We start from the raw sequence: 24,078 nt of genomic DNA on the forward strand, positions 1-24,078 counted from the left end.
CGAGTATTCCTGATTAACCTGGGCTTCAGGCGCTTGCGCGGGTGAAGGCGGCGATGATCTGAATAAAGGGCACCGGCTCAATGCTGAGGGTATCGCGCACCCAGGTCTGGTAGTCGGCAAAAATCTGTTCAATGCGGGCACTGCGCTCCTCACGGCGCGCGAGCTTGAAGTGCTCGGCCTGCCCAGAGCCCTGCAACTGCAGGTCCAGCTGCTGCAGTTGTCGGCCTTTGAGGGCTTGCAGGCCTGCAAGCTGCTGCTCCAGCTCTGGCTGACGGGCTGCGCTGAAAGCTTGCTGCAACTGCGCCATCTGCGCACTGACGGCACTGATTACCGGCTGACGCAAGGCCTCGAGCGGCGCCAGGCTGATGGGTTCGGCGCGGTTGGGTAGTCGGGTGTTGAGCTGCAGGTTACTCAGCCAGTCTTCCGCTGGCTGTACGTCGAGCACAGCAACGGCGCTGCAACGAACGGCAAACCATTGCCAGATCACCGGATGGGCCTTGCGGTTGGGAATCAGGCCACTGACCAGAAAAACGCTGTCAGCGCCCTGCATGGCCTGAGTGACTTGCGGGCTTTCCGGCAGGGCCAGCACCGGCGCGCTATGACGCGCCACTTGCGCCAACAGACGATCCTGCAGCCACTGGATGGCCGGATGCTGCGGCCAGAGGTAATGCAGTTTGGGCCAAGCATCTTCGTCCTGCCGGCTGCGGCGAATTTCTTCTTCAAAGCGCTGCTTGTCGGCGGTCAGCACCAGGCTGCCGTCTTGCGGGCTGATTTCAGGCGGCAGAAAACGGAAGCGGTACTCAAGATCATCCGGCGGCGTGAGGGTGATGGTCTGACGTTCGCGATTAATGCTGCAACTGACCACCTGCTGCTCGCGATTCAATGCCTCAAGGGCCTGACGGGCAAAGTCGAAGTCGTTATCGAACAGACTGTATCGTTCAACGGTGTGCTGCTCGGCCTGCTCAGAGGTGACAGGTGCCGCGGCGTCCGGGTTGAGGAACAGCGCCAGCAGATCGTCGCCTTCGTTACTGTCATCGGCCTGATACTGGGCATCAAAGTCTGCGGCGGCGGTGCCAGCAGCCATGGCGTCCATGGTCAGTGCTTCTTCGGCCTCGGCGTCGTGCACCTTCATAAAGGTGGCCGGGTCGCCAATGTTCTTGTAGGCCTGTTCGTCCTTGTCCTTGAGGATTTCCAGAATGCGCTGGTCGCCGCGCACCTGCGGATTGTCGCTCTGATTGATCAGGTAGGTGATAATTGGCGTCTGTTCTTGACCGTAGCGGTCTACCCGGCCGTTGCGCTGCTGAAAGATCATCAACGACCAGGGCAGATCAAAGTGGACCAGACGGTGCGAGAGGTAATGCAGGTTGATGCCCTCGCTGGCTACGTCTGAACACAATAGGACGCGCAGTTTGCTCTCTGGCTTGCCGAAGGCTTCAACAATTTCCTGCTGTTCAATATCGGACATGCCACCGTGGAGGATGCGAACGGCGTCGTCTTTCAGACCGATATCCTGTTGCAGTTGGCCGTGCAGCCAGTTGAGCGTTTCAATGCGCTCACTGAAGATCACCAGGCGGTCGTCGGTATCGTTCTTCTTCCAGCCAAACGCCTTGCTGCCGAGCAGCGTCAGCAGGTGCTGGTATTTGTTGAACTGCTGGGGTGTGATCTTGGCCAGCGCCAGCAGCAGGCTGTGCAGGCTCTGCACTTCAACTTTCTCGTCTGGGCTGATATCAGGCTTGCTTTCCAGCTTTTTTATGCGCTGCTGAACCGAGACCTGAGCTGCCACCGGTGAGCTGAAAATGGCCTTTTGCAGTCCAATGCGTACCAATTGACCGTTGCGGCTCTGGCTGTGTTCGCCGCGGTAGGTAAAGGGCACATCGAGCAGATACTGGTAGGCCGCCTCCTCTTCAGGTGAGGCGTGCAAGTAGACGTCGTTGACCACACGTTCCTTGAATTCCTGCTTTACCTGATCGCGGATGTCCTTCTTGAAGCGACGGATCACCAGACCTTTGTCACTAAAGTCATCGCGGGCGTAGTCGTCCGGGTCGGTGATGGCCGTCGGGTCGAGCATGTTCATCAGGCTGGCAAAACTTCTGGCCTTGCCGTCGTGGGGCGTAGCCGAGAGCATGATCAGGGTATCGGAGCGGCCTGCCAGCAATTGCGCCAGTTTGGCTCGCTGCGAACTGGAGCCACGCTCGGCGACGTTGTGGGCTTCGTCGATGACGATGATGTCCCAGTAGGCCTGCTCCAGATGGCGGCGGTATTCGTTGTCTTGCTTGAGGGTGTCGATGGAGATGATCGACTTGTCGTAGTAGTAGAACGGGTTGTGGTTACCGGGAATATGGTTGCGCACACGCTGCAAGCCAGCCGAATCAAGCCGGGTGAGCGGGATGGTAAAGCGGTTCCACATTTCCTTCTGGAACTGGGTCATCATGCTTTTCAGCGTGAGCACCAGAATGCGCTTGCCGCGGCCACGGCGCATCAGCTCGGTCATGAGAATGCCGGCTTCCAGGGTCTTGCCCAGGCCCACTGCATCGGCAATCAGAATGCGCTGGCGGTTCTGTTTAAGCGCCTGCAGCGCCGGGTCCAGCTGATAGGGCACCGGGTCCATCGCGGCCTTGTGGCCCAGGTGAATCTTGTCGTCAGCCGGCGTGATCTGGCGCAGCTGGGTTTCGATGAACAGGCGGCTCTTCTCGAAGCCCGGAGACAGATCTTGTTCAAAACGGGTCTGCGCCGGGTCCAACACACGAATAGCATCGGCCTGCTCTTCCAGCCGGGTAAGAAACCGGGCGCTCTTGCCGTTGACCAGTTCAGACAGGCCATCCACCGTGAGTACGTAACCACCGTCATCCGAGGGATCGGCGCGGCGCACGATCCACTCACAGTCACGGATTACAACACGGGCGCCGGGGGCGTAGAGTGCAGACATCGGTACTTCCTGCTTACAGCTTATGGTTATAGGCGGGATGTTGACCGATGGGGGCGACATCCCATGTCGCATGTGGCGTTTCTACATCACAGGGCCAATGATGCGGTATCCTGCTTGTTCGGGGAAGCGTCGGGGGGCTCAAACCATGCAACTCCGTGGCTATAGATCCATTGGCTTGGCAGCATAGTAGCCAGCGAACCACCCGACTCGTGTCCAGACAGTCGTCATTTATCAATGTAGCGGTCACTGAAATCTATCCGCCTGTTCTCGACATCCAATGCAGGCACCTGAGCAACCACCTCGCCGAGCTTTAACCTGCTAAGACCGTAGGCAACCGACAGGCGATGATAGTCCGAACGAGGCAATCCTGGAGCCTGCAGCCCACGAGGGCGCTGCAAAGATTTGGGGGTTACCCCAAACCAACTGCAACCGGGAGACGACTGCATATCTGCATTAAGTTGCTGGTAAAAACCAGAGCGACTGCCGCCGCCACATATAAACATATCCATACCTCGCATTTGCTGCTGACTAAGGAGCTTATCAGCCTCCACTTTGGCGTATGTTTCTTGAGCTACCTGATGTTTTACCCGCTTGTAGAATTGCCTATCAATCGTCTCTCCCTGAAACTGCGCGTTAACTCCCTGGAAATAGTCTGCAATTTGCTCTGGCAAAGCCTCTTCGGCATCAGTCAGTTGGCTAATACTTTTTACGGCCTGCAGCAAGTCTGCGCGGTCAGGCAGTTGGTCGGCTAGGGCCTTCTGCAACGCGCCTGTTCGCTGTCTATGCAGATTCATAACGCCATGGGGCTCAACCGAGGTTGTGAAGAAGGCGAAACTGTCCTTACTCTGGCCGGCCTCGCGTTTGACCCGGAAAACAGACGCGTCCAAGGTCCCTGCGCCAACATCGACCAACAGGTAAATATTGCTGGCGTTAGGGTCGTAAGCGCCGGAGCTGACAAAACCGTGAATTTGCGCAGCAATCTCCGGGTGGACATCAACTGCAATGTCTTCAACGTCTTCGACTCCAGTGTCGACTGGAGCTCCAGCGGAGAGCTCTTCGGCCCGCTTTATCGCCTGCTGCACGACAGCCGGCGTCAACTGCTCCTTGGTTGACGCAATCCATGCGGCAGTGCTGAGCGTTTTGTAGAGGCTTACAAGCTTTTCATTTTCACGATTGGCAAACGGCAGCCCGACAGCCATATCCCAAATAATCTCGCCGCCGTAGGTTGCTCCATGGGTACTCAGCAGCCAGCCACGGATCAACCTGAGCGCCAAAGCAAGAAAGCCCACCACATTCAACTGAGCTTCATGCGAATCGGGAGCAGACAACAAAGCAAGCTTCAGGTCTTGGAACGCCACACCATGGCTATCCAGGTTATAACTCTCCACTCCTGCGTCAGTCGTGTCACGATAAACCCTGCAAGGCAGAAGGTAGCGCGCCACGCCCTGTATATCTCGAAAGGGAACGGCATAGGTAAGCTGCCGCTCACGGTCGCTGATAACCGCCTTGAGCGATGAGGTACCAAAGTCCAGACCGAGATATAGATGCTTTTCGTCTGAGCTATTACGCAAATGAATTTCGTGCCCACTCCGAGGCCATGTCTCTATGGGTGCGGGCTTCGCAGCTTTCAGCGTGTGCCAAGTCACCCGGGCGTCAGCACTTGCCCTGATTGTTAAGCAAGGCTCTACAGCATCTTGCTGCGGCTCGGGGACGGATGTTTGCTTGGTTACGCGCACCGGTTTTGGTGCTGGCTCGGGAGCGGACCAGCGTGTAATGCGCGTACCGTTCGCCGTTACCGTGACCGTTTTTTCGGGTTGCGATGACTTTACGACCTCAGCCTGCTTAGGAGTAGACCTTACGTTTTCCGCCTGGGGCTGGGGCTTTTTCTGCTGCGCGAGCTTTGCGTCCCCTCTGCTCTTCCCCTTCCCGCTTTTGTGGCGCGCTTTTTTTCGTGGCTTCTCTGGAAGCGCTACACCAGCCTTATCAAAAGCCTCACGTAATAATCCCCCAAGCTTCATATAACCTCCCTGTCAATCGACCCTGATCACTCCAGCGGTAACAAACTGATTGTCTGCTTCAAGCTGCTGCTTGAGGCGCAACTCAGCGATACGTTGATCCCTTAGGGTATATCTCTTATTTATCTGGCCTTTTTTAAGCTTGATCGCCCGTTCATGCCCCGCCTCCCTGTGCTTTACCATCTGGTCCCTGAGTCGCAGGACGTCGCGCTCGCAGCGATCTCTGACCAGCTTGATCTGCAGGTTGATGCGATCGTCGTTTTCATCACGCATCGCCTGACGCACGTCATAAAACTGGTCGGCTATCTGCCCGCGGCACTCATCAAAGGCATCAATCACTGAGTCGGGTTCCAGCTGGTTTCTGGCTGCGGTCCAGTCATCCCCCGCCAATGCCGCCTGGTTCACCAATTGCTCCGCCTGCTCGGCGTCAAGGGGAGTGTCACCCCCCAGCATCTTGACGACATAAACCAGTCTTTCCGTTGTCTGCGCTCCACTAAAGCTCCAACGCGCAACGGTAAAGACATAACAACCGGGCTTGGCCCCCTTTGCCAACGAGCTTGGTAACCGCACTGCGCTGACAGGGTGACGCTGGCTGGCGTTCTCATGACTGGCCAGACGTGATGCGACAAAACGCACTAAGGGGTGATCCTGCGCTACACGCTCATAACTGGATGAAGGCGCACGATGGCAATTTTCAAAAAGCACCGGCAGAGGCTTAAGATCCAGCAAGCGCGTTTGCCCGTGCAACCCCTTCTCTTGGACAAATTGACTGAGCTGGACGCGCAGCTCCATTGCCAGCTCAACGCTATAGAGTTCCAGCTCGTGCTCAAACGGGATAAACCGCGTGCCAGGATAATTGTCCAGAACATAGTCCGTGACGTAGGCGTAGAGGTCTTCGGAACGCACGTAGCGCTCGAGATTTTTCGCCGCATTTACCTTGTTGATGATGAAGTCGCCATGCGCAATCAGATTTGGGGCCTCAGCTTCAAGCTGGGTTTGCCGCAGCCTGACCTCAGCTAGAGCCTGCTGATTTCGCTCGATACGCTGGTTTTCTTCAGCGGGACTGAGCTGGTGACTGAACAACTCCTTGGTGATGTTGCTAATGACTCGCCCTATCACCGACTCCATGCTGCCGAGCGTCTGCGTGAAAATATCCAGTCGCATTAGCAACCGGTCATAAATTCGCTCATCAATCGTATTGGAATACATGAGATTCCAGATGACGATTTTGTCAGCCTGCTGTCCAAGGCGGTCGATACGCCCGATACGCTGCTCGATTTTCATCGGGTTCCATGGCAGGTCATAGTTCACCAGCAACGAAGAAAACTGGAGGTCTACCCCCTCCGAGCCGACCTCGGAGGACAGTAATATCTGCGGGCCGGAATCCGCTTTGAAGGCTCGCAGGACTTCATCTTTGTCATCGCCCCCCTGAAGCACGATGCATGACATGCCGTCCTCGCTCAGGCGCTCTTTAAGATAGGCGAGCGTCTGGCGGAAAAATGAAAACAGTACGACCTTTTTCTCTGGCAGGGCGGCAAAGTACTTTCGCAGCTCATCACGTAGCAGCTGATATTTACTATCGTGCAACCGCAGCTGCTCATAGTTGCCAACACTCTGAGCTATCTCGACAAGTTGGGTAACGAGGCTACCGAGGGCACTGGGCTCCACCACCTCATCATCACTCTCATCGCTTGCCAGCTCGTACATGGCTTCGTCTAGCCCCGCAATCCGACCAGTGCTTAGCTTCTCCTGCCAGGCCTTACAGGCCGCCGGCATACAGCTGGCCATCTGCCTCTGGGGAGTTGTCAGGATAAAGCCCGTCAGCAGACCGTGCTCCTGACAGTATTCACGCACCCGTGCTGTGACCTGTTCGTAGAACGATTGCTCCACGTCACTTAGCGGCGCGCGTATAGCAAAGGGTTCGCGCACCACCCTGTTCGCTTGCACATCTCGCTTGAGGGTGCGCGTGACGATCTTGCTAAGCGGGTGCACACGATCCAGTCGATCAGCGATCTCCGAGCGACTATCCGGCGATTTCAGTTCCTTCTCGGTAGGTGGCCTCTTGAGCATGGACGCAAGCTGCGCGTTATCCTCCAGAAAGTGATTAGCCATGGTTTCACGAATGGCGTCACAAAACTCCAGCTTGCTGACACTCCCGGCCAGCACGGCGTCACGGAGCTGGATGATCGGACGGGTTACCTCCATGCTCTGATCAAACAGGTACTCATGCGGGAAGGCAGATTCGTCAAGCAGCTTCAACAGGCTAAATAGATCGCTGTCAGCCAGTTGGATGGGTGTAGCGGACAACAATACCAAGTGTTCTGCATGCGCCCTGAGCAGGTGGCCAAGCCGATTGGTTTTTGTGCTGGAGTTTCGGAGATAGTGAGCCTCATCTATCACCACAAGGTTTAGCAAAGGCTCCCCAGAGATGTCCGTGTCATCGAGTAACCTAGCTAGCTTGGCAGCACCCTGTTTGTTTTGCAGGTTCTCGTAATCACTGGGCGGACGCAGCCCTTGCATGCTGGCGATCAGGGCAAACTCTTGCCTCGGCTTACCTCTGACAGTTTCCAACCGCTGTCGCAGCTCGTCGGCATTAACCAGCTCTGCTTTGACACCAAACCGGTTCAAGAGCTCGTCACGCCACTTGTTGCGCAACACCGCTGGGCACACCACCAACAACCTGCGCGCATCAAACCTGGCTCTAAGCTCGGTCCAGATCAGGCCCGCCTCGATTGTCTTGCCGAGCCCAACCTCATCCGCGATCAAGATGCCGTTGCTGGGCGACTCCAAAAACTGCAACACAGGCTTGAACTGGTGCGGATAGAAATCCGTATTGGTGGTGTTCAAGCTGTAAATTAGGTTGGCGAGACGCCCACTCAAACGATGATGGGTTATCGCCGTTCGCAGATTCTTTACCAGAGAGTACGCGCCTGACCTGAAGCAAGCCTCGGGACTATTGGTCTCTGGCATCCGCTCCAGAGCACTAGGCGGAAAGTGATCTTCCTGCCCGTCAAAGAGGTGCACCTGCAGTCTCAGCCGCCGTCCGCTGCCCTCGCAGCCTACCCCCACCACACCATATCGACTGGGGTTATCTCTTAGGCGAACCTTAGTACCAGGCACCAACTCCGTCATCTCTGCGCCCCCGCAATCCATCGATTGTCATTCGGCCATAGCGCGCATCCCCTGGCTGGCATTTGCTGCCCGTAACTGAGCAACGACTGGGCGACCTTGACCATATAAAACAGAACTCCTGCGAGCCACCGCGACTTAGCAGCAAAACAAATCGTATTACCAAAGGCGTGCAAGGAGGAGAACAGCAGACTGCATCGAGCGGTCCACCCCTGTGACCTGCGGCAAAGTGTGATGGCCATCACTTTAGCCAGCGACAAGCACAGGGTAAAGCGGTTGTTGTCTCCCGCGGTGTATTGCCAGGAACAGCTAAACAGAGTTGGTCATCCATGACCGAGGGGATCCATCCCTGCCCGCTCCCAGCGGGCACAGTTGGATGATATGTCGCGTTAGCTGACAGGCCAATAATGGTCATGCATACAGGTCAAGTTTTCAGGCGGATGCTGGAACCTGCGCATCGCTTCTTGAGCGCGCTACTTGGCCGCTTACTTAGTCGGTTACTTAGTCGGTTACTTAGTCGCGGCTTGCTGTGGGGCAGCGATTTTGCGGATTCTAGGCCGTCAGATGCTCGTGAGGGCCGTTTGACAGCGCAATGAAACTTGCGCCAAGTCAAACCAACATGCCATCTTGATTTACACGTCTTCGCAAGCGACGCTTATGTGTCAGCTTTTCAAGCAGGTAAGGACACCATGAAACGCAGCAACACCCCCGAATCCGTCCGTTGGGATCTCGCCCTACGCTATCGTCTGATCGAGACCATCGCCTGGTGGGAAGGTCGGCTGACCACGCAGCACTTGATCCAGAGCTTTGGTATCAGTCGCCAGCAGGCCTCCAAGGACATGAGCACCTCCATCACCGACCATGCCCCGAAGAACCCGGAGCGGTTCAGGTCGCATTGAAGGACTCACACCGTCGGCATCAAGTCGATAGACCAAGCCTCCAACTGTCCCTGCGATACTTGGGAGCTATCGAGCAGATCAAGCAGTTCTTCCTGTCGTGGCTGACCAAAGACCACCCGGTAAGCAGCCAACTGGCGTTTCAACCTGGCGAAGGCCTCAACCTCGCTGGTGTAAGGCAATGCCGGCACATGGCGCTCGATCCGAGCCTCTCCCGGTGCGACCCAATAAGGCACTAGTTCGCTGCGGCCCTGCGCGCGCGCTTCCCGATCAGCCCGCACAAATATTTCTTGCCAGAGGTTTTGACCGGGGCGCCAGTTACACAGTGACTCGGAGGAAAAGCGGGCGGCAACATTCTTACGTACTGCGTGCCCCTTATACCGATGCACCCGCCCCTCCCGCTGCTCCATATCCACCGGATTACCCGGCAGGTTCCAGTGAACAATCCGATGACACCACGGATGGAAGTCGAGCCCCTCTTGTCCCACTGATGTACTCGAGAGCAGGAATGGCCGGAATGGGCTGTTGAAGGCCTTTCGTACTGCGTCCTGAGTCAAACCGCCCTCCTCTGACTGCAAATGCCCAAAGCGCAGAGCAAACATCATCCGCAGATGCAGCTCCTCCGTCTCAACCTGTTTACCCTTAACCCGATAGCAGCGAGCCAGCACTCGTGAAGGCCGTGGCTCTACCATTTCCACCACATCGGCTACGCAGTCACGGCAGACGGAGTTGAGTTCCTGGCCTGCCGCCCAACCATGCTGCTCGAACACTAGATGCCAGGTTTCGTCGAGAACTGCTTGCAAGTTCCCGTCACGGCAATAGCGCAAGACACGATGCCAGTAGGCATCTTCATCGCTGGAATCAGAACCGGTGGAGTCCAGCTGACGGATAAGGCGAATCGATGCCGGGCGGTTGAATAAACGCCAGAATGAATAGGCGGTCCTAGCAGCTAGCTCCCGACGTACCAGCGGCGACAATCCAGGCACATCAAGCATGCGCGCAGCAAGCACAGCCGGCGAGCCAAGCGCTACATCAGTTAGGGTTTCAAGCAAGTGATCAGGACGGCGTCCAAGGGTGCTGATATCCAAGGAGAGCAGGTCATCTACGTAGCCAGGCAAATACTCAGGATTGGGTCGATACTCCGGTGCTGCACAGTCATGCGGCCAGTCAGACAAAAACTCCCGCATGCCAGGATCCAGCAGCAACGGCGCCGCCCATTCCCAACGATTATCTACCGCAGCATCCTCAGGATCAGGCAAGGTTTGGAGCAGCTCAGCCACCTGACCACGTACCCATTCGCGCCGGTCAACACCTATTGGAGCAGCAAGAGGATGAGCCTTATCTGCCAGTGTCAGACAGGGCATAAGCAGCAGCAACAGGCGATGCCGAGCTCGAGACCCACCTGTCTCAGTCAGGCGCAACAGGGCGCTCTGGCGACGATCCGGTTCGTGGTAACTCTCAAAATCAGGCCCCAGCATTCGCCGCTCGGCTTCATAGCTGAGCAGACCACTGACTACATCGGGAACCATGTTCCAGGCAGAGAACAACAGCGCCTTGCTCTGCCCATGCTGTCCCTCATAGGCTCCAGCCAACGGCCAGTATGGTACGGTCGGTGGCATCCAAAGCAGCTTCCACAATCCACTGTCGATCAAGCGTTCTCGCAAGTCACGCAGCTTTGCATGCGCATCCGGCACAGGCTCGAGCTTTGAAACTGCATCAATGGACAGCATGCTGTCTTGGTGCTCGGTGATGACCTTGGCCAGCTTTTCAGGGAAGCGCTGCTGCGTATCCTGTATCCGCTTGTCCACCTTGTAGCGATGCATGAAGTTGGCGAGATAGGGGGCGGACTTCCAGTAAACCATTGGATCTCGCTCGCCTACCGCACGAAATACCGCATCGGCCGACAGATACTGGCGTACATCCTCAGGCTGCAGTTTTACGGTATTGCAAGGCTCGACCAGCATACCGTCATGTTCTTCTGTGGCTGCCACGCGCTCGGTGCGAGCCATCACCTCTCGCAGGCAGAGCTCAAGCTCCTGCTTCGCTGGCAAGACCTGATCCGTTTCTCCCCTAGCTGCACGACGTAACCCGCGACCAAATTCGGTAATCGCAGACTTCAGACGAGCGCCCCGCTTCTCGTCATGCCCAAGCAGAAAGGCGGTAGTAGCAATGAAATCCTTATAGTGGTCCTCCTGCTCAATCTCTGCGTCCGTGGTGAACAGCTTGTACGGAGTTGCGGAGAGCAGCAGCACCCTCGCAGGGACTCCCTCCGATGATTTAGCGCTAAACAGTGCCTGAGCAATCTCTGCCGAAGGATCAGATTCGGCCTGTTCTGGATCCAGAAGTGTTTTGAAGCGCTGGAACTCATCCACCACTATCAAGTCCGGCTCCAGCGCTTCGACGCAAACCTCAGCCAGCAACTGACGTAGTTCACCGATCAAGCGTCGACGCAAATGACCAGCATCCGGCGGGTAGGACTCCCGATAACGAGCGAAGTAGCGGGTTGCGGCGTCAATTACATCCTGTTGCAGACGCCCACTATCCCGGAATCGCTCCCGGAAACGTGCAGCAATGCCCTCTTCCAGCGGCAGTGGCCAGTCATTGAGCTGCTGACGCCAGCGCTCACGGCTCTGGACCGCTCCCTGGAGTAAGTTCATCAACCCCACTCGTGGCATTACTACACCGTCGAGGAGGTGAAACAGTAACCGGCGCTCATCCCGCATCCCGGTCGAACGCCCCATGTCAAAGGAGGTACCTGGGGTAAAGCTGACAAAGTTCAGCTTGCTACCAGCCAATCCCAGCTGCCCCTCACGGGGGGCAAGCTCAGTAGCGAGCATGGTCAAGCGAGAAGCAAGGGAAAAACTGACCTGGTTGTCACCGGTGATCCGCAGCTTCGGTAGATTGGAGCGGGCAATACTCTGGTTGCTGCAGATATAAATCACGTCGATCCGATCGACATCCTGCCAGAGTTTGTCTACTGCGCGAGCGATCACACCTCGGGCGACCAGCGTCTTACCAAGGCCTACTTCATCAGCAACAAGGAAACGGCCCGTACTGTCATCAGCATGGAACATGCGATAGAAAGCATGCTCCACTGTGCGCCGCTGGAAAGTCTTCAGCGGGGCCAGAACACTGTCGATATCTGGTCGTTTCATTGAGCTTCCATGTCATTCAGTACTGAATCAACTACTTGCCATACGACATAAAGATCATCGGGCACGATCTTTCGCCCCTCTTCCGACTGGCGCAAATCAGCAATCAGCCGTCTTACCGGGAGCAGCCGCTGCGGGTCCCTTGAGGCGGCGCGCAGCATGTCTTCCAGCAATGGCTCACCTCGGAGTCCCTGGCCTCCGGCAAAATTCCAAGTTTGCCCGGAACTGTCCCCGATGAGCCCGGCAATCTCCTCTAGCCCGCCAAGTAAGGCCCGCAGGAACTGCATGAAACGCTCAGGGCTATCGATCAGGGTGCGTAACACATGATGGATCCGCTCCTCCGGCATCCCTTCTACAGGCAGCTTGATGGCAAGATCGAGTCTCTCATCATGTCCATCCACGGCGATGCTGAAAGCGATAAATGCCGTCAGCCGGGCAATTGGTAGATACCAACTGACACCGTCCTGCCACTCCTTAGCCTGATGCCCTTCAACCGATAAGGGCCAAGCGGTTAGTGTGACGCCTTGAGGTAGGGCAATCCCACCCTGCACGGCCATTTGCCAATCGCCTTCTGCTGGTCGACAGCTGACACGCAACTCCGCGCCCAGCAATGCCTCTCGAGCCTGTTTGAGCTTGGTTGCGGCCTCTTGAGCTGTTTCTTCCTCAGGCGCGTACTCAGCAGGCTGATAGTCTTCACACAGACTCTGAAAACCCGACTCCATAAACAGATTGATGCCAATTCCTTTGCCCCCCGGACGTCCTTTAGGGCCTGAGGCCGACGCCATCAGCTCAACATTTCTCCCGGTAAAAGCGGCATCAGTCAGGTTGGCTGAGCCGATAAACCAGGTGGCTCGATGCCCCCACTCAAATACCATCAGCTTGGCATGCAGGCCAAATGGCCGTAACTGAGATTCATCCTCTGCTTCTACATCGGCCGTCGAACTCAGCACTTGTACGACGCTCCAATCGTTGGCCAAGTCCGTTTCAAGTTGCGAGAGCTGGTCTGCACGACTAACCAACAGCGACTCACTCGATGCCAGCCTGGCGATTTTTTGCAGTGCCTTGTCAGATAGGAAGGGAGCTATGACCAGTATGCGGGTTGCCTGCTCGACTGGACTCCAGTGCGCCCTCTGCTTACCAAGACCCAACACATAAAACTCAAGACCGCTATCGAATCCCTCCGGCGCCGGAAACGCGGTCCGCTGCACTTCATCCGCCAGGTGCTTAATGTCTGCAATGACAGCGTCTTCCAGTGTTTCATCTCCTAGCCCTGGCAATCGACGCAGCAAGTCAGACAGCGGCTTGCTTGCTGCAATTGTTTTTTTCCCAGGAGTCGCCTCCGACGTCAGGGCAATATCCCAAGACCTATCAAAGGTTAAATTGCGAGAAGCTACAGATACACGAATCAGCGGTGGTTCATTATCACGAACAAAACGGGCCACCCAAACCTTGGGATGGAATACCCCACCGTTAGGCGCTTTTACCGGATGGACGCTGGATTCCAACGCCCCATATAGAGCCCGACCGTTGGCGGGTACGGCAATGCCGGCCTCGTCGACAAACACCTGTATACGCTCACCTGCCTCGCGAATCGCCTCGAGCAACATCAGCGGATCCAGCAAGAGCTGCTCTACTCCAGCATCTGTCTGAGCCAATACTGCCAGCGGCAGAGCCAACAGAACCTCCAGATCCATGCTGTATGTCGTCAGTACAGTGCGATCAATTCGGTAACCTGGTGGAGGCTTGAGCAAATCCATCGCCACAGCACGGGAATCGGGAGACAACATCAGTGCGACAGCCCCTCATGTAGATCCATCAACATCCGGCGCACCTGACTCCAGCGAAACTCCATACGACCAACACCTACACGGCCACTCCAATCTGCCAACCGGCCGGCATTTGCAAGTCGCGCCCGCTTGGGACCTTTAAGCTGCCGCTCTCGCATTTCAATCAGGGACCGTAATCCCTGATCATTAAGCGCTCGTTCAACATCTCCATGACTGACACACTGCAACCAACGCTCTACAAAACGGCGTTGAGGCTCCGGACTACGCGCCTGCTGACGCACCACGAAAGCCCACAAGACCTCTGGCTGGAAGGTCTGCAGGTCTGCCTTGGCCAGAACCAGCCATTCGGAAAACTCCTGACGGTAGTAGTCAGCTGCTGCCATATCAGCTTCCGACTGATTGGTCTTACCACGCTTCTCCGCCAACATCAGGTTGTAAAGGAGCGGCGCACCTTCAATAACCAATGAAAACTGGCGAGCCAACTCGAGTGTGGAAGCTATCTGGGAGGGAGCGTCAGGTGGCAGGTGAACGTCCCAAAGCTTATGAGCCTGCTCGGCAAGATTATGATCAGCCAGCCAACCCAGCAAAGAGCCATTACAGTTGGCACGGATCTGAGCCTGAACGAACTCTGACTCTTCACGACTAAGAGAAAAGTCTGCTCCTACAGGGAATCCAGCCGGTGCTGGCGGCAACCTGGGATGCCAAGTATGCCGACCAGTCAAGAGCAACCCAGGATCGTCTGCCGATATCTCAGGGCGTCGAACCTGGCGGCGCAGCTCATCAAAATGGGTGTGATACCAGCTCAGGCTATGTCGGGGCTCGAAAATGCCCCAACGCGACAGTGCGGCCCAATACACACTGCTTGGCAGACGAGCCAGGGATTCCCGCGCCTGGATGCCGATCACGCCATCATTGCCTTGATCCGCAAGATGGGAGATCAACTCCACCTCTTTAGATCGCGCAGTTCTGGCGACATCCCCTCCACTCCCCGTTTGCTCGAGACGCTTGTAAATCCACGGGATAAACAGCACATAGCGCAAACGTGTATGCAGTACAGAAGTCCCTGGGAACAGTGCATCAGACAGGGCATCGCGGAGACTACCGAGGCCAAGTTCGTCAACAGTGCCCTGCTCCTTGAACAGATCAAGGATTTGGCGAACCTTATCGCGATCCGCTGAGGTCAGGTCCAACCAGGTTAAAGATGCAGTCAAATTCCACGCCACCCTTCAAAAATAGCTCCCAGTGAATCGCCCCTATGTTCGAGTGCGACATACGGGCACAGCGCTCAGAAATCTTCTATGGGCATTCTTTGCATACTTTCGCGTGCACTTTCGCGAGAAAGTGTCGGCAGGGCAAACTTGACCAGTAGCGTTGACTCATACTCGTCCTCATATACAACCAGCTCAGCCAGCCGAGCTGTTTCGGGAGCAGCAAACGCAGCAGCACTAGCTGTGCTGAACCGACGAACAACATCACCAGGTTGTTCTATGAACGTGTAGGTCAGCTGGCCCTGGCTGAGTCCCAGGGTTTCATAATCGTTCAGGCGGCTCTGAAACTGTTGCGTATTTCGGCTCGATTGAAGGGCTTCTAGCAGGTCCAACTGATCGTTAGCGCCGCGCATCGATATGAGAGTAAACCCACCTGCCAAGGCTCCCATGAGCTTGACATACAGGTCATAGTCAAACTCGGCAACAAGCATGACCTCCGCCAGGGAGCCTTCCGTCGGACTCAGCACAGCACCGAAGGGGTACCCCAGAAACTCGACATCATCTATGCAAACAGCCTTGGCACCAAAATCTGCCGCACAGTCGTAGAAGCCTAGCTCTTGGCTAAATGAGGCCATCGGGGCTTTGTAAGCCCAATCTTTAAATAGCTTGGGTTGCTCTGCAAAAGCCGCTTGAGAGGCCATCAATAGGCCGGAGAGTGCCGCAATGAGTATGCGCATATAAAGTCCCTTTTAAGTTTCGTTGCATACGAGCAGCGCCGCAATCTGACGCCACAATGACTGCTACTAGCAAATTTGAGGAAGATCACTTTAACTACCGCAAGGCAACGGGTAAAGCAGTTGACGCTGGCCGTAGCTGCATGCTCATCCCGGTTGTTAAATGAGGTCATCCCTGACCGAGGATCCATCCCTGCCCACTCCCAGCGGGCACAGTTGGATGATATGTCGCGTTAGCTGACAGACCAATAATGGTCATGCATACAGGTCAAGTTTTCAGGCACGTGCGCGAACTTACTCATAGCTCCTAGAGGTGCGCTACTTGGTCGCTTACTTAGTCGGTTACTTGGTTGCAGCTTGAGGCAGGCAGCGGTTTTGCCGATTCCAGGCCGCCACCTGGCAACGAGAGCTGTTCGGCAAAGCAATCATCCTTGCATCAACCCGAATCAACATGCCATCTTGATTGACACATCTTCACAAGCGACGCTTATGTGTCAGCTTTTCAATCAGGTAAGGACACCATGAAACGTAGCAACACCCCCGAATCCGTCCGCTGGGATCTTGCCCTTCGCTATCGTCTGATCGAGACGGTGGCCTGGTGGGAAGGTCGGTTGACCACACAGCACCTGATGCAGAGCTTCGGCATCAGCCGTCAGCAAGCGTCCAAAGACATCAACACCTATATCACCGAGCATGCCCCGAAGAACCTTGAGTACGACAAGCGCCTGAAGGGCTATGTACCAAGCAAGCGTTTCCAGCCGCGTTTTATTGATGACAGCGCCAGCGCCTACCTGCACTTGCTTAATCAAAGCCACGACCGCGCGCCGCACATTGAAGGGTTGGCATTGGCCTATGCCCATACCGAGGTGCTGGATGTGCCGGACAGGTCGGTGCGTCCGGAGGTGCTGCGGCCGTTGCTGAAGGCCTGTCGCGAAGGTCAGCGACTTGAATGTGAGTATGTGTCGTTTACCACGCCCGATGGAGAGACGCGCCTGATCGCACCGCACACGCTGGTATTTACCGGTATGCGCTGGCATGTGCGCGCCTACTGCGAGAAGAACGGGGACTACCGCGACTTTGTGCTTAGTCGGTTCCGAGGTGTGCCTGAGTTGATGGATGACCTGTCTGACAATACGCGCGAGGCGGATACAGGCTGGAATACCCGAGTCGCCGTCATCATTGAGCCAGACTCACGCTTGAAGGCTGAGCAGCGGGCCATCGTGGAGGCGGACTACGGCATGATCGGCGGACAACTGGAGATCCAGACCCGCGGCGCATTGGTGCAGTATGTGTTGCAGCGCTACCAGATCGACCCAACCAAGGTGCACGCCAAGCCCACAGCCCAGCAGATTGTGGTCGGTAATCTCGAGCAGCTGCAGCCGTGGTTTTACAAGTAACCCAAGGATCGCCGATGGCAACCAAACCCGCGCTGTACACATTGTTTATCCAACTGGAGCCGCTGCAAATCGAGCCGCCCGTATGGCGTCGGATCCGGGTAAACAGCGACTGCACGCTACGCAAGCTCCATCACTTCATCCAGGCGGCGTTCGGCTGGCACAGCTGCCACCTGCATGAGTTTCAGGTCGGCCTCAATCACTATACGCCGCTGGACCCAGAGTTTGCCGACCTGCAGGGCGATGCGCAGGATGACCGACGCATCAAGCTGACAAAGGCGTTCAAGCATGTGGATCGTGTGCGCTACACCTATGACTTTGGCGACAGCTGGCAACACGTGATTGCGCTGGAAGCACAGGAGCCGAGCGATGTATCCGGCACCTGGTGCGAGGTACTCGATGGTGCCGGCGCCTGTCCGCCAGAGGATGTGGGCGGCGTACCAGGGTATCTGGACTTTCTGCAGGCGATTGCTCGGCCAGACAGTGACGAAGGCAAAGAGGCGCTGGCCTGGGCCGGTGGTCACTTTGATCCGACGGTATTTGACTGCAGGGCCGCCAATGCTGCGGTGCAGCGCATTTGCAACAACCTCTGGGGTTAAGCGCGGGTTGCTGCCGGTTACTCCTCCGGCAGCGTCTTGCACACCGTCATAAAGAACCGCCCCGGCTGACCCTGAACTATCTCGACGTAACCTTCGCGCCGCTCCCTGCACCAACCTGCGTCCCAATCAGCCGCGAACCGCCTGAACTCAGCCCCCTCCTCGCACTGCACGAGAAAATCCTGCCAGGCCGTATTCAGGTGACCGAATGGCAGGTCCGGTGCCGCGCCAAGCGGATCGAAAACCCGTTCTCGAGTTTCGATCTCGACCACGGAGAGAGCCTCCTGCAGATGCTGTGAGGTCACCGCGAATTCGGGCATCGGGGCTGCCGGCTTTAACGGTCGATCCACCAGAATAAGCAGGAGCAGCATCGGCCAAATCAGGCTACTGACCAGAATCAGGGGTAACCAGCGCCGCTTCGGCGGCTGCCAGTCTGGGTCAAGGGCCTGCGCTGCCACCTCGGTTATTGGTGGGGCCTTAGCGTAGGCACGCGCGCCACGAACGCTGAACCCAATCCCGACCAGCAAGCCAATGCCGAGATACAAGTAGAGATAGGTCAATCGTCAGCCTCCTGCTGCGGGCCTGGCCTGGTAAACACCGTCAGCGCACCCACGCCATATCCCTCTGGAGCGTTGGGGTTATCCGATACGCCGTTGCGCTTCTCCGTCGAGGCAACAAGCACGCCACGCTCAAAGTCGAGCAGCAGGTCACGCTCGTAGACACTCGCATAACCAGCATGCACGTACTTCAGCAGTTTGCCGCGTGGGACCCGGACTCGACCGGAGTACCAATGCGCGAATACCCGCTCCGGATACCCCGGGAACACGGACTCCAATGACGCATCAGTCCCATCACTCAGCCAGCCCTGGACTGCGATCAAGTAGAGCCTGTCGTCCAGCAGCTCCCAGGTAGCGACATAACCGCGAATGAGTGCAGTGGAGCTCTGTTCAAACTCAGGATACGCACCGACCAACCGAAAGTAGGCGCCGAGTGGAGCGTCACACATGGTTAGCCGATCGCCCTGATAGAAAAGCAGGTCACCGATCTGCGCAGTCATCAGGCCTCCGACGGTGGGTCAGGTAGGTCGGGTACAGAGAACGCCGCGGCGCCGAGCAACAACGCCACGGCGAACATGAACAACCCCATTCCCCAGGACTCTGTCACACCTAGCCAAAGCCCGTAGCCCATGGTCGCCAGCTGCAGCATCAGGATGCTGGCATTGAAAAGGTACTTAATCAGAATCCCCATGCCGCGATACCTCCTACCAATAACCAAGACCAATGTCGTGCCTTAGTAACAGCCCTTATGCCGATGCGCTCGAAGCAACGCTGGCCTGGATGCGTTCGATCACCTGGTCCCGAAACTCCGCATGCCCATATTCAGCACGCGGGTGCGCTATGCGGTAGCAGGTGGCGCCGGCCGCCTCGAACTCCCAGAGCTTGCCCGGAAGCAGCTTGTCCTTAGCGGTCTGGTATCCGCCGAAATGATCATTAAACAGGCTCCGAATGGGCCCATCAGCGCCTCTGATGCCTGAAGCGAACACAATGAAGTGCGGCTTGAAACGGCGTATCTGCGCGGCAAGTAACTGCTGCGACGTTGATGCGATCTCATTGAACTCGCTAGCTGGGCGATTTCTTGGGCTCTTCTTGTCATAGTCCCAGGCAAACAGGTTCGCGTAGATCATTGCTCTGGGGTCCAGACCCAGCTCCCTAGCCAGCCGGAAGTAATACTGCATAAAACGGCTTCTGGACGTATCGACGACCTTGTTGCCCTTCAATTTGAAGTGAGTTCTGTAGCGTCCAAAGGACTCATCTACTACCTGGGCGACCGTAACACTGCCCAGCCCAGCAGCCCGTTTGATCGTATTCTTGTCGTTATCAGTATTCCAACCTGCCGTCTCACGACCGATCAGCATGACTTTCGTCTCAGCGGCCCAATACTCCTCAAACGGATCAGGCAGAAACACACCCGAGTACTTGTCCTCAGCCAGGTTGAACCGGTCAATCTGCAGCCCCTGCAGAATGCGCACGTATTCCTGTTTCAATGCATCCATTCGTTACGTCCTCAATCCATTTTCAAATTCGTCGTCAACTAGCCAGTCAATGCTCATGGCGCCTTTGCTTATGCGCACGATACCCTTTTTCCAGCAAGATTGACGGCACTGTGCACGATACCGAATTAGGCTATCCAGCAGCTCCATCAGGTAGTGTTTGAAGCCTGAGTCACCTGCTTGAACAAACCAGGCAACATCGGTGGACCAGGACGTATGGCTCAGGCGAGCCCCCTCATCGGCAGCAAAGTGCACCTCGCAGCGACCATCCGCAAGCTCCGGAAACTGCCGGAGCAGCATCCCAAGGCGCAGGGATTCGAAGCCTGGGTCAAACTTGGTTTTACAAGGATCCATCAGACGAATTCCTTCAAACAGCCGCCTACAAATCACCCAGAGAGGCAGGAATCTCGCTCAGTACAGCATTTTGAAACATTACGATTTCAATTGCCCTGAGAGCAGAAACGGGATACCCCATTTTCTCGTTGACCGATGCATGGAAAGCCGGGAAGCGAGCATCCCGCTGCAGATTCCTGAGCAACTCAAGGTAGTCTTGATACTCACGGACGTTGTTCACTCGATACTGGTGCGGCGCCTTCTGGTACAGGAAGCGGTATATCCGGGAGTCCCAAATAGCAAAAGTATCTGGACACAGGAAGTGCAGCAGTTTCGATGCGCCGACAACCGAGTGATTGACCAACCCGGCCAACTGGGTAATCGCCTGGTCATTCAAACACCCCTCACTCCGAGCTGTATTAAGCAGCACAGCTGCATCATCAACACCAAACCCATCGGTAGCGTGCAGCTCAAGGATCGTCGGCATCCAGCCATAGACCATATGTGCGGCGCAGGTAACATCAGCGCCAGCCAGCCGCTCCCGCTCTGCAAACCACGCAAGCAGGTGCGGATAAGACCGAATGTAGGACTGCTCCCGGTCGACTTGGGTATGTTTTTCCAACTCAAAGATGTCGCGCATTTGTTCTCCCCTCCCAATGACAATTTCGTGTTCTGACACCATGTCCACTGGTGATTACCACCCAGGGTACGTCTCTCGCGCGACCTTCTGCTTCGCTAGATCCACACCCTCCGCATAGCTGTTGGGGATACTCGTCAGATCGACAGCAATCCGCGTAATCACATCTCGCAACTCCAGGTCTTCCAGCCAAAGTTCGGGAATAGCCTGTGGGCCGAAAATCAAACCTAGCAGGTTGCCAGCAATCATCCCGGTGCTGTCGCTGTCACCGCTGTGATTTACCGCCATGATGATGCCATCCTCGAGGCTCTCGGCCGCCAGAGCGCACCACAACCCGATAGCCAGTGCCTCCTCTGCAACCCAACCACCACCCAAATCTGCGATACGATCAGGATTAGGGCGCACTCCCTGCTGGTGCATACGCAGTACGTATTCAATCAGCCTGCGGGTTTCCTGCATGCCGGCTTTGCCGCCATGCGCTTGCAGGGAAATCACCGTCGCCTCGGCCAACGGCAGAGCCTGACGCCATAAACGGTTCAGAATGTCGGCAAACAGCCCTGCGGCCAGGTAGCCGGTAGGATGACCATGGGTCAACCGGGCTGACTCGCTGGCTACATCGAACGCATTGAACAAAAAGGCGCAGGGCGCAACACGCATGACGCCGCCACAGCCCTTGCTGTCGTTCACCGCTGGTTCACCGAATACCCGACTGTCCATCAGCGCGGACAGGCAGGTATTACCCGGTGCACGCCGTGACCACAGAGCAGACTGCTCGATCAACCAGCCATCACGGCACGGGCTCAACGCCGGCTCGACACCCTGGGTAAGCAGCCAACGCTGGAGTGAGTGGTGAATAACCGCTGGCACGTGGCAGCTACCGGTTTCGTGCTGACGTACAAAGGCCCGCAGCAGCCCTTCTGCAGTAAACAGCATCATCTGAGTGTCATCGGTCACTGCACCGCGTCGACCATAGATCGGTGCCATGGAGCGGATGCCCCAGTTACCGAACCCCCGACGAATCTCATCCCATGACATGAACTCGACCCGCGCTCCTAGCGCGTCACCAGCGGCACCTGCCAGCAGGCAGCCGAGCACCCTCTCGGCCGACAACGATAACCCGGCAGGAATCGTCTGGCGCTGAGACCGAGCTTGCCCAGCTAAGCTCCACAGCGACTGGCGTTGACCACAGACGTCGTCATCGCCAAGGCACGACAGCTCCATGTCTGTGCGCGTGAAAGCACCTGATTGAGACCCGCACTGCGTATATACCGTCATGCTGCGCTCCTTTGCATTTACCAGGTGACAGCATAACGACAGCATGCGACGATTTATGTCGCAGCCATCAAACAAAAGGATTTGTCATGAGCAAACACGATACCGTGCAGCGCCAATTGGCCTTGCTGAATCTCATCCCGCGCGCGCCCGGAAAGCGCGACACCGGCACGCTGTACGAGAAGCTAAAGGAAGAGGGCTTTCAATTCACCGAACGCACTTTGCAGCGAGACCTGCAAAACCTCTCGGTCCGCTACCCGCTGGTCTGTGACACCTCCAGCAAGCCCTACCGCTGGCAGTATGTGGCGGGGTTTGCGAGCGACCTTCCGGCGATGGACACCGCAGAAGCTCTGGTATTGGTCATGGCCGAACAAAGCCTTACCAAAGCGCTTCCACCAGCCGCTTTGGGTCATATCAGACACCGCTTCTCTCGAGCACGTCAGCACCTGGATCATCTGCAGACCAACGACCTGGCGCACTGGGAAAAACGTGTCGCCAGCATTCCGGAGGGCAAGGAGCTGATCGCCCCCACGGTTGCACCTGGGATCTGGGAAGCGATATCCGACGCTCTGCTCAACCAGCATGCAATTGATGTCTCCTACTTCAACCGCTATGAAAGTACGCTCAAGCACTACACCGTTCACCCGCAAGGCTTGGTTATCCGTGGCCCAATCAGCTACGTACTGGCCACCGTAGGTGACCGTGACAACATACTGCAACTAGTCCTGCACCGATTTCAAACCGTCTCCCAGAGCGCCAAGCCATACCGCCAAAACCCAGACTTCAGCATTCAGGACTATGTGCAAGGAGGTAATTTTGGCTATCCAATAAATGCCCAACCAGTGCAACTGATTGCCGACATCACCAAGGATCGGGCCCGGGTGCTTTCAGAGACGCCTATCAGCGCAGACCAGCAACTATCGGAGCCCAACTCAGAGGACTGGGTTGAGTTACGCGCCACCGTGCCTAACGACAAACAAACCCTGTGGTGGATACGCGGGTTGGGGCCGGAATTCAACGTGAAGCAGCCTGCCGAGTGGCGAGACGCCTTGGCAGCAGACGCGGAAAAGGTGTTGGCCTATGCAAAGGCGAATGGCTACAAGGCCGCCGAGGAGACACAAGCATGAACTACAAGGAACTGAAACAGCGCCAAAGAGACGAACGCCATACGCATAACGAGAACCTCGCCCTGCGCACCCACCGCTCGCTCAGCTGGCTCAACCGCGCCGAGCAAGCCGAGGATCTGGACGGCCAATTCATATTTCTGTGGATCGCGTTCAATGCGGCCTACGCCACCGAAATTGACGAACGCCTGCGCCTCAGCGAACAGGAAACCTTCAAAGCGTTTCTCAACAAACTCTGTCAGCTAGACCAGAACAACACACTGGAGAAACTGGTGTGGCAGGCTTTTCCGAACAGCATCCGAGTACTGCTGGACAACCCATATGTGTTCCAAAGCTTTTGGGACTACCAGAGCGGCAAGCTCACGCACGATCAATGGCAGCAACGCTTCAGTGCCGGAAAACACAGAGCGAAAACGGCGCTAGGGTCAAGAGACACAGCAACCGTGCTCGCAGTGGTATTCAGCCGACTCTACACCCTGCGCAACCAACTGATCCACGGTGGAGCGACCTGGAATAGTCAGGTCAATCGAGAACAGATGCGTGACTGTGTTGCCATTTTGTCCCAGCTGGTTCCGCTGGTGATCGAGATCATGCTGGATAACCCGAATACCTTGTGGGGCGATGCGTGTTATCCGGTGGTAAAGGACTGAGCGTCAAAGGGGTGTATGACCCAGAATGGTCTGCCTGTAGTGGTCTACTAATCCCGGACACCAAGTTAGGCGGTAGAATCGCCATCAGCGAGGTGTTCAATGAGCAAACAACGTCGATCCTTTTCGGTCGAGTTCAAACATGATGCAGCGGCCTTGGTCGTCGACCAAGGCTATA

18 protein-coding genes and 1 pseudogene are annotated in these 24,078 nt (G+C 56.4%); 5 read left to right on the forward strand and 14 right to left on the reverse strand.

The window, feature by feature from the left end; genetic code table 11:
* Positions 1-25 precede the first annotated feature (25 nt).
* The 3 genes from AC13EY_RS14310 to AC13EY_RS14320 all read right to left on the reverse strand — a co-directional run bounded on the left by AC13EY_RS14310 (position 26) and on the right by AC13EY_RS14320 (position 7,911).
* Entirely contained in the window at positions 26-2,926 is a 2,901-nt protein-coding gene (locus AC13EY_RS14310) for a DEAD/DEAH box helicase (RefSeq protein ID WP_482877740.1), read from the reverse strand.
* A 224-nt stretch (positions 2,927-3,150) separates the two neighbouring features.
* Entirely contained in the window at positions 3,151-4,944 is a 1,794-nt protein-coding gene (locus AC13EY_RS14315) for a hypothetical protein (protein WP_482877742.1), read from the reverse strand.
* A gap of 12 nt (positions 4,945-4,956) precedes the next feature.
* Positions 4,957-7,911 (reverse strand): SNF2-related protein, encoded by a 2,955-nt coding sequence (locus AC13EY_RS14320; RefSeq protein WP_482890422.1) that lies wholly within the window; start codon positions 7,909-7,911, stop codon positions 4,957-4,959.
* An 848-nt stretch (positions 7,912-8,759) separates the two neighbouring features.
* Here AC13EY_RS14320 and AC13EY_RS14325 point away from each other — a divergent pair.
* Positions 8,760-8,945, forward strand: a pseudogene (locus tag AC13EY_RS14325) (BrxR family helix-turn-helix transcriptional regulator); the annotation flags it as partial.
* Between the two features lie 29 nt (positions 8,946-8,974).
* Here the strand turns inward: AC13EY_RS14325 and AC13EY_RS14330 are convergent.
* The 4 genes from AC13EY_RS14330 to AC13EY_RS14345 all read right to left on the reverse strand — a co-directional run bounded on the left by AC13EY_RS14330 (position 8,975) and on the right by AC13EY_RS14345 (position 15,850).
* On the reverse strand, positions 8,975-12,121 hold the full coding sequence (locus AC13EY_RS14330; protein WP_482877746.1) for a C-terminal helicase domain-containing protein: 3,147 nt from the start codon (positions 12,119-12,121) through the stop codon (positions 8,975-8,977).
* Complete coding sequence (locus AC13EY_RS14335) at positions 12,118-13,905, reverse strand: phospholipase D family protein (RefSeq protein WP_482877748.1); 1,788 nt, start codon at positions 13,903-13,905, stop codon at positions 12,118-12,120. Before AC13EY_RS14335 ends, AC13EY_RS14330 begins: the two co-directional genes overlap by 4 nt.
* Entirely contained in the window at positions 13,905-15,116 is a 1,212-nt protein-coding gene (locus AC13EY_RS14340) for a DUF6361 family protein (RefSeq protein WP_482877750.1), read from the reverse strand. The genes AC13EY_RS14335 and AC13EY_RS14340 overlap by 1 nt, the downstream gene beginning before the upstream one ends.
* Positions 15,117-15,190: 74 nt before the next feature.
* A complete protein-coding gene (locus tag AC13EY_RS14345) occupies positions 15,191-15,850 on the reverse strand; it encodes a hypothetical protein (protein ID WP_482877752.1) in 660 nt (219 codons plus the stop codon).
* A gap of 518 nt (positions 15,851-16,368) precedes the next feature.
* Here AC13EY_RS14345 and AC13EY_RS14350 point away from each other — a divergent pair.
* A complete protein-coding gene (locus AC13EY_RS14350; RefSeq protein WP_482877754.1) occupies positions 16,369-17,244 on the forward strand; it encodes a helix-turn-helix transcriptional regulator in 876 nt (291 codons plus the stop codon).
* Between the two features lie 14 nt (positions 17,245-17,258).
* Positions 17,259-17,840, forward strand: coding sequence for a plasmid pRiA4b ORF-3 family protein (locus tag AC13EY_RS14355; RefSeq protein WP_482877756.1), 582 nt, complete (start codon positions 17,259-17,261; stop codon positions 17,838-17,840).
* A gap of 17 nt (positions 17,841-17,857) precedes the next feature.
* On the opposite strand, the gene AC13EY_RS14360 is transcribed toward AC13EY_RS14355, so the two are convergent.
* From AC13EY_RS14360 to AC13EY_RS14390, 7 genes are read right to left on the reverse strand one after another with little or no spacing between them, the layout of a single operon-like run.
* Positions 17,858-18,397, reverse strand: coding sequence for a hypothetical protein (locus tag AC13EY_RS14360; protein ID WP_482877758.1), 540 nt, complete (start codon positions 18,395-18,397; stop codon positions 17,858-17,860).
* Positions 18,394-18,894 (reverse strand): hypothetical protein, encoded by a 501-nt coding sequence (locus AC13EY_RS14365; protein WP_482877760.1) that lies wholly within the window; start codon positions 18,892-18,894, stop codon positions 18,394-18,396. Before AC13EY_RS14365 ends, AC13EY_RS14360 begins: the two co-directional genes overlap by 4 nt.
* A complete protein-coding gene (locus tag AC13EY_RS14370; protein ID WP_285676586.1) occupies positions 18,894-19,085 on the reverse strand; it encodes a hypothetical protein in 192 nt (63 codons plus the stop codon). Before AC13EY_RS14370 ends, AC13EY_RS14365 begins: the two co-directional genes overlap by 1 nt.
* Positions 19,086-19,140: 55 nt before the next feature.
* Positions 19,141-19,890, reverse strand: a complete 750-nt coding sequence (locus AC13EY_RS14375; RefSeq protein WP_482877762.1) for a hypothetical protein — start codon at positions 19,888-19,890, stop codon at positions 19,141-19,143.
* Positions 19,891-19,893: 3 nt separating this feature from the next.
* Positions 19,894-20,241 (reverse strand): hypothetical protein, encoded by a 348-nt coding sequence (locus AC13EY_RS14380; RefSeq protein ID WP_482877764.1) that lies wholly within the window; start codon positions 20,239-20,241, stop codon positions 19,894-19,896.
* A gap of 25 nt (positions 20,242-20,266) precedes the next feature.
* Positions 20,267-20,860, reverse strand: a complete 594-nt coding sequence (locus tag AC13EY_RS14385; protein ID WP_482877766.1) for a hypothetical protein — start codon at positions 20,858-20,860, stop codon at positions 20,267-20,269.
* A gap of 54 nt (positions 20,861-20,914) precedes the next feature.
* Positions 20,915-22,078 (reverse strand): ADP-ribosylglycohydrolase family protein, encoded by a 1,164-nt coding sequence (locus AC13EY_RS14390; RefSeq protein ID WP_482877768.1) that lies wholly within the window; start codon positions 22,076-22,078, stop codon positions 20,915-20,917.
* Positions 22,079-22,218: 140 nt separating this feature from the next.
* Here AC13EY_RS14390 and AC13EY_RS14395 point away from each other — a divergent pair, with 140 nt between their 5' ends.
* Both AC13EY_RS14395 and AC13EY_RS14400 read left to right on the forward strand, forming a co-directional pair.
* The gene (locus AC13EY_RS14395; RefSeq protein WP_482877770.1) at positions 22,219-23,256 is read left to right on the forward strand and encodes a helix-turn-helix transcriptional regulator; all 1,038 of its coding nucleotides are present in this window, start codon (positions 22,219-22,221) and stop codon (positions 23,254-23,256) included.
* Complete coding sequence (locus AC13EY_RS14400) at positions 23,253-23,903, forward strand: hypothetical protein (RefSeq protein ID WP_482877772.1); 651 nt, start codon at positions 23,253-23,255, stop codon at positions 23,901-23,903. Before AC13EY_RS14395 ends, AC13EY_RS14400 begins: the two co-directional genes overlap by 4 nt.
* Positions 23,904-24,078: the final 175 nt, after the last annotated feature.

It is taken from the genome of Halopseudomonas sp. L-58, from assembly GCF_056859475.1.

What these genes read in the sequence shown, in the direction of transcription:
- AC13EY_RS14355 (WP_482877756.1), top strand. Translation starts at nt 17,259, where the DNA reads ATGGCAACCAAACCCGCGCTGTACACATTGTTTATCCAACTGGAGCCG.
- AC13EY_RS14375 (WP_482877762.1), bottom strand. Translation starts at nt 19,890, where the DNA reads ATGGATGCATTGAAACAGGAATACGTGCGCATTCTGCAGGGGCTGCAG.
- AC13EY_RS14395 (WP_482877770.1), top strand. Translation starts at nt 22,219, where the DNA reads ATGAGCAAACACGATACCGTGCAGCGCCAATTGGCCTTGCTGAATCTC.
- AC13EY_RS14320 (WP_482890422.1), bottom strand. Translation starts at nt 7,911, where the DNA reads ATGCCAGAGACCAATAGTCCCGAGGCTTGCTTCAGGTCAGGCGCGTAC.
- AC13EY_RS14315 (WP_482877742.1), bottom strand. Translation starts at nt 4,944, where the DNA reads ATGAAGCTTGGGGGATTATTACGTGAGGCTTTTGATAAGGCTGGTGTA.
- AC13EY_RS14310 (WP_482877740.1), bottom strand. Translation starts at nt 2,926, where the DNA reads ATGTCTGCACTCTACGCCCCCGGCGCCCGTGTTGTAATCCGTGACTGT.
- AC13EY_RS14330 (WP_482877746.1), bottom strand. Translation starts at nt 12,121, where the DNA reads ATGAAACGACCAGATATCGACAGTGTTCTGGCCCCGCTGAAGACTTTC.
- AC13EY_RS14370 (WP_285676586.1), bottom strand. Translation starts at nt 19,085, where the DNA reads ATGGGGATTCTGATTAAGTACCTTTTCAATGCCAGCATCCTGATGCTG.
- AC13EY_RS14385 (WP_482877766.1), bottom strand. Translation starts at nt 20,860, where the DNA reads ATGCGCGACATCTTTGAGTTGGAAAAACATACCCAAGTCGACCGGGAG.
- AC13EY_RS14380 (WP_482877764.1), bottom strand. Translation starts at nt 20,241, where the DNA reads ATGGATCCTTGTAAAACCAAGTTTGACCCAGGCTTCGAATCCCTGCGC.
- AC13EY_RS14400 (WP_482877772.1), top strand. Translation starts at nt 23,253, where the DNA reads ATGAACTACAAGGAACTGAAACAGCGCCAAAGAGACGAACGCCATACG.
- AC13EY_RS14350 (WP_482877754.1), top strand. Translation starts at nt 16,369, where the DNA reads ATGAAACGTAGCAACACCCCCGAATCCGTCCGCTGGGATCTTGCCCTT.
- AC13EY_RS14390 (WP_482877768.1), bottom strand. Translation starts at nt 22,078, where the DNA reads ATGGAGCTGTCGTGCCTTGGCGATGACGACGTCTGTGGTCAACGCCAG.
- AC13EY_RS14335 (WP_482877748.1), bottom strand. Translation starts at nt 13,905, where the DNA reads ATGTTGTCTCCCGATTCCCGTGCTGTGGCGATGGATTTGCTCAAGCCT.
- AC13EY_RS14365 (WP_482877760.1), bottom strand. Translation starts at nt 18,894, where the DNA reads ATGACTGCGCAGATCGGTGACCTGCTTTTCTATCAGGGCGATCGGCTA.
- AC13EY_RS14345 (WP_482877752.1), bottom strand. Translation starts at nt 15,850, where the DNA reads ATGCGCATACTCATTGCGGCACTCTCCGGCCTATTGATGGCCTCTCAA.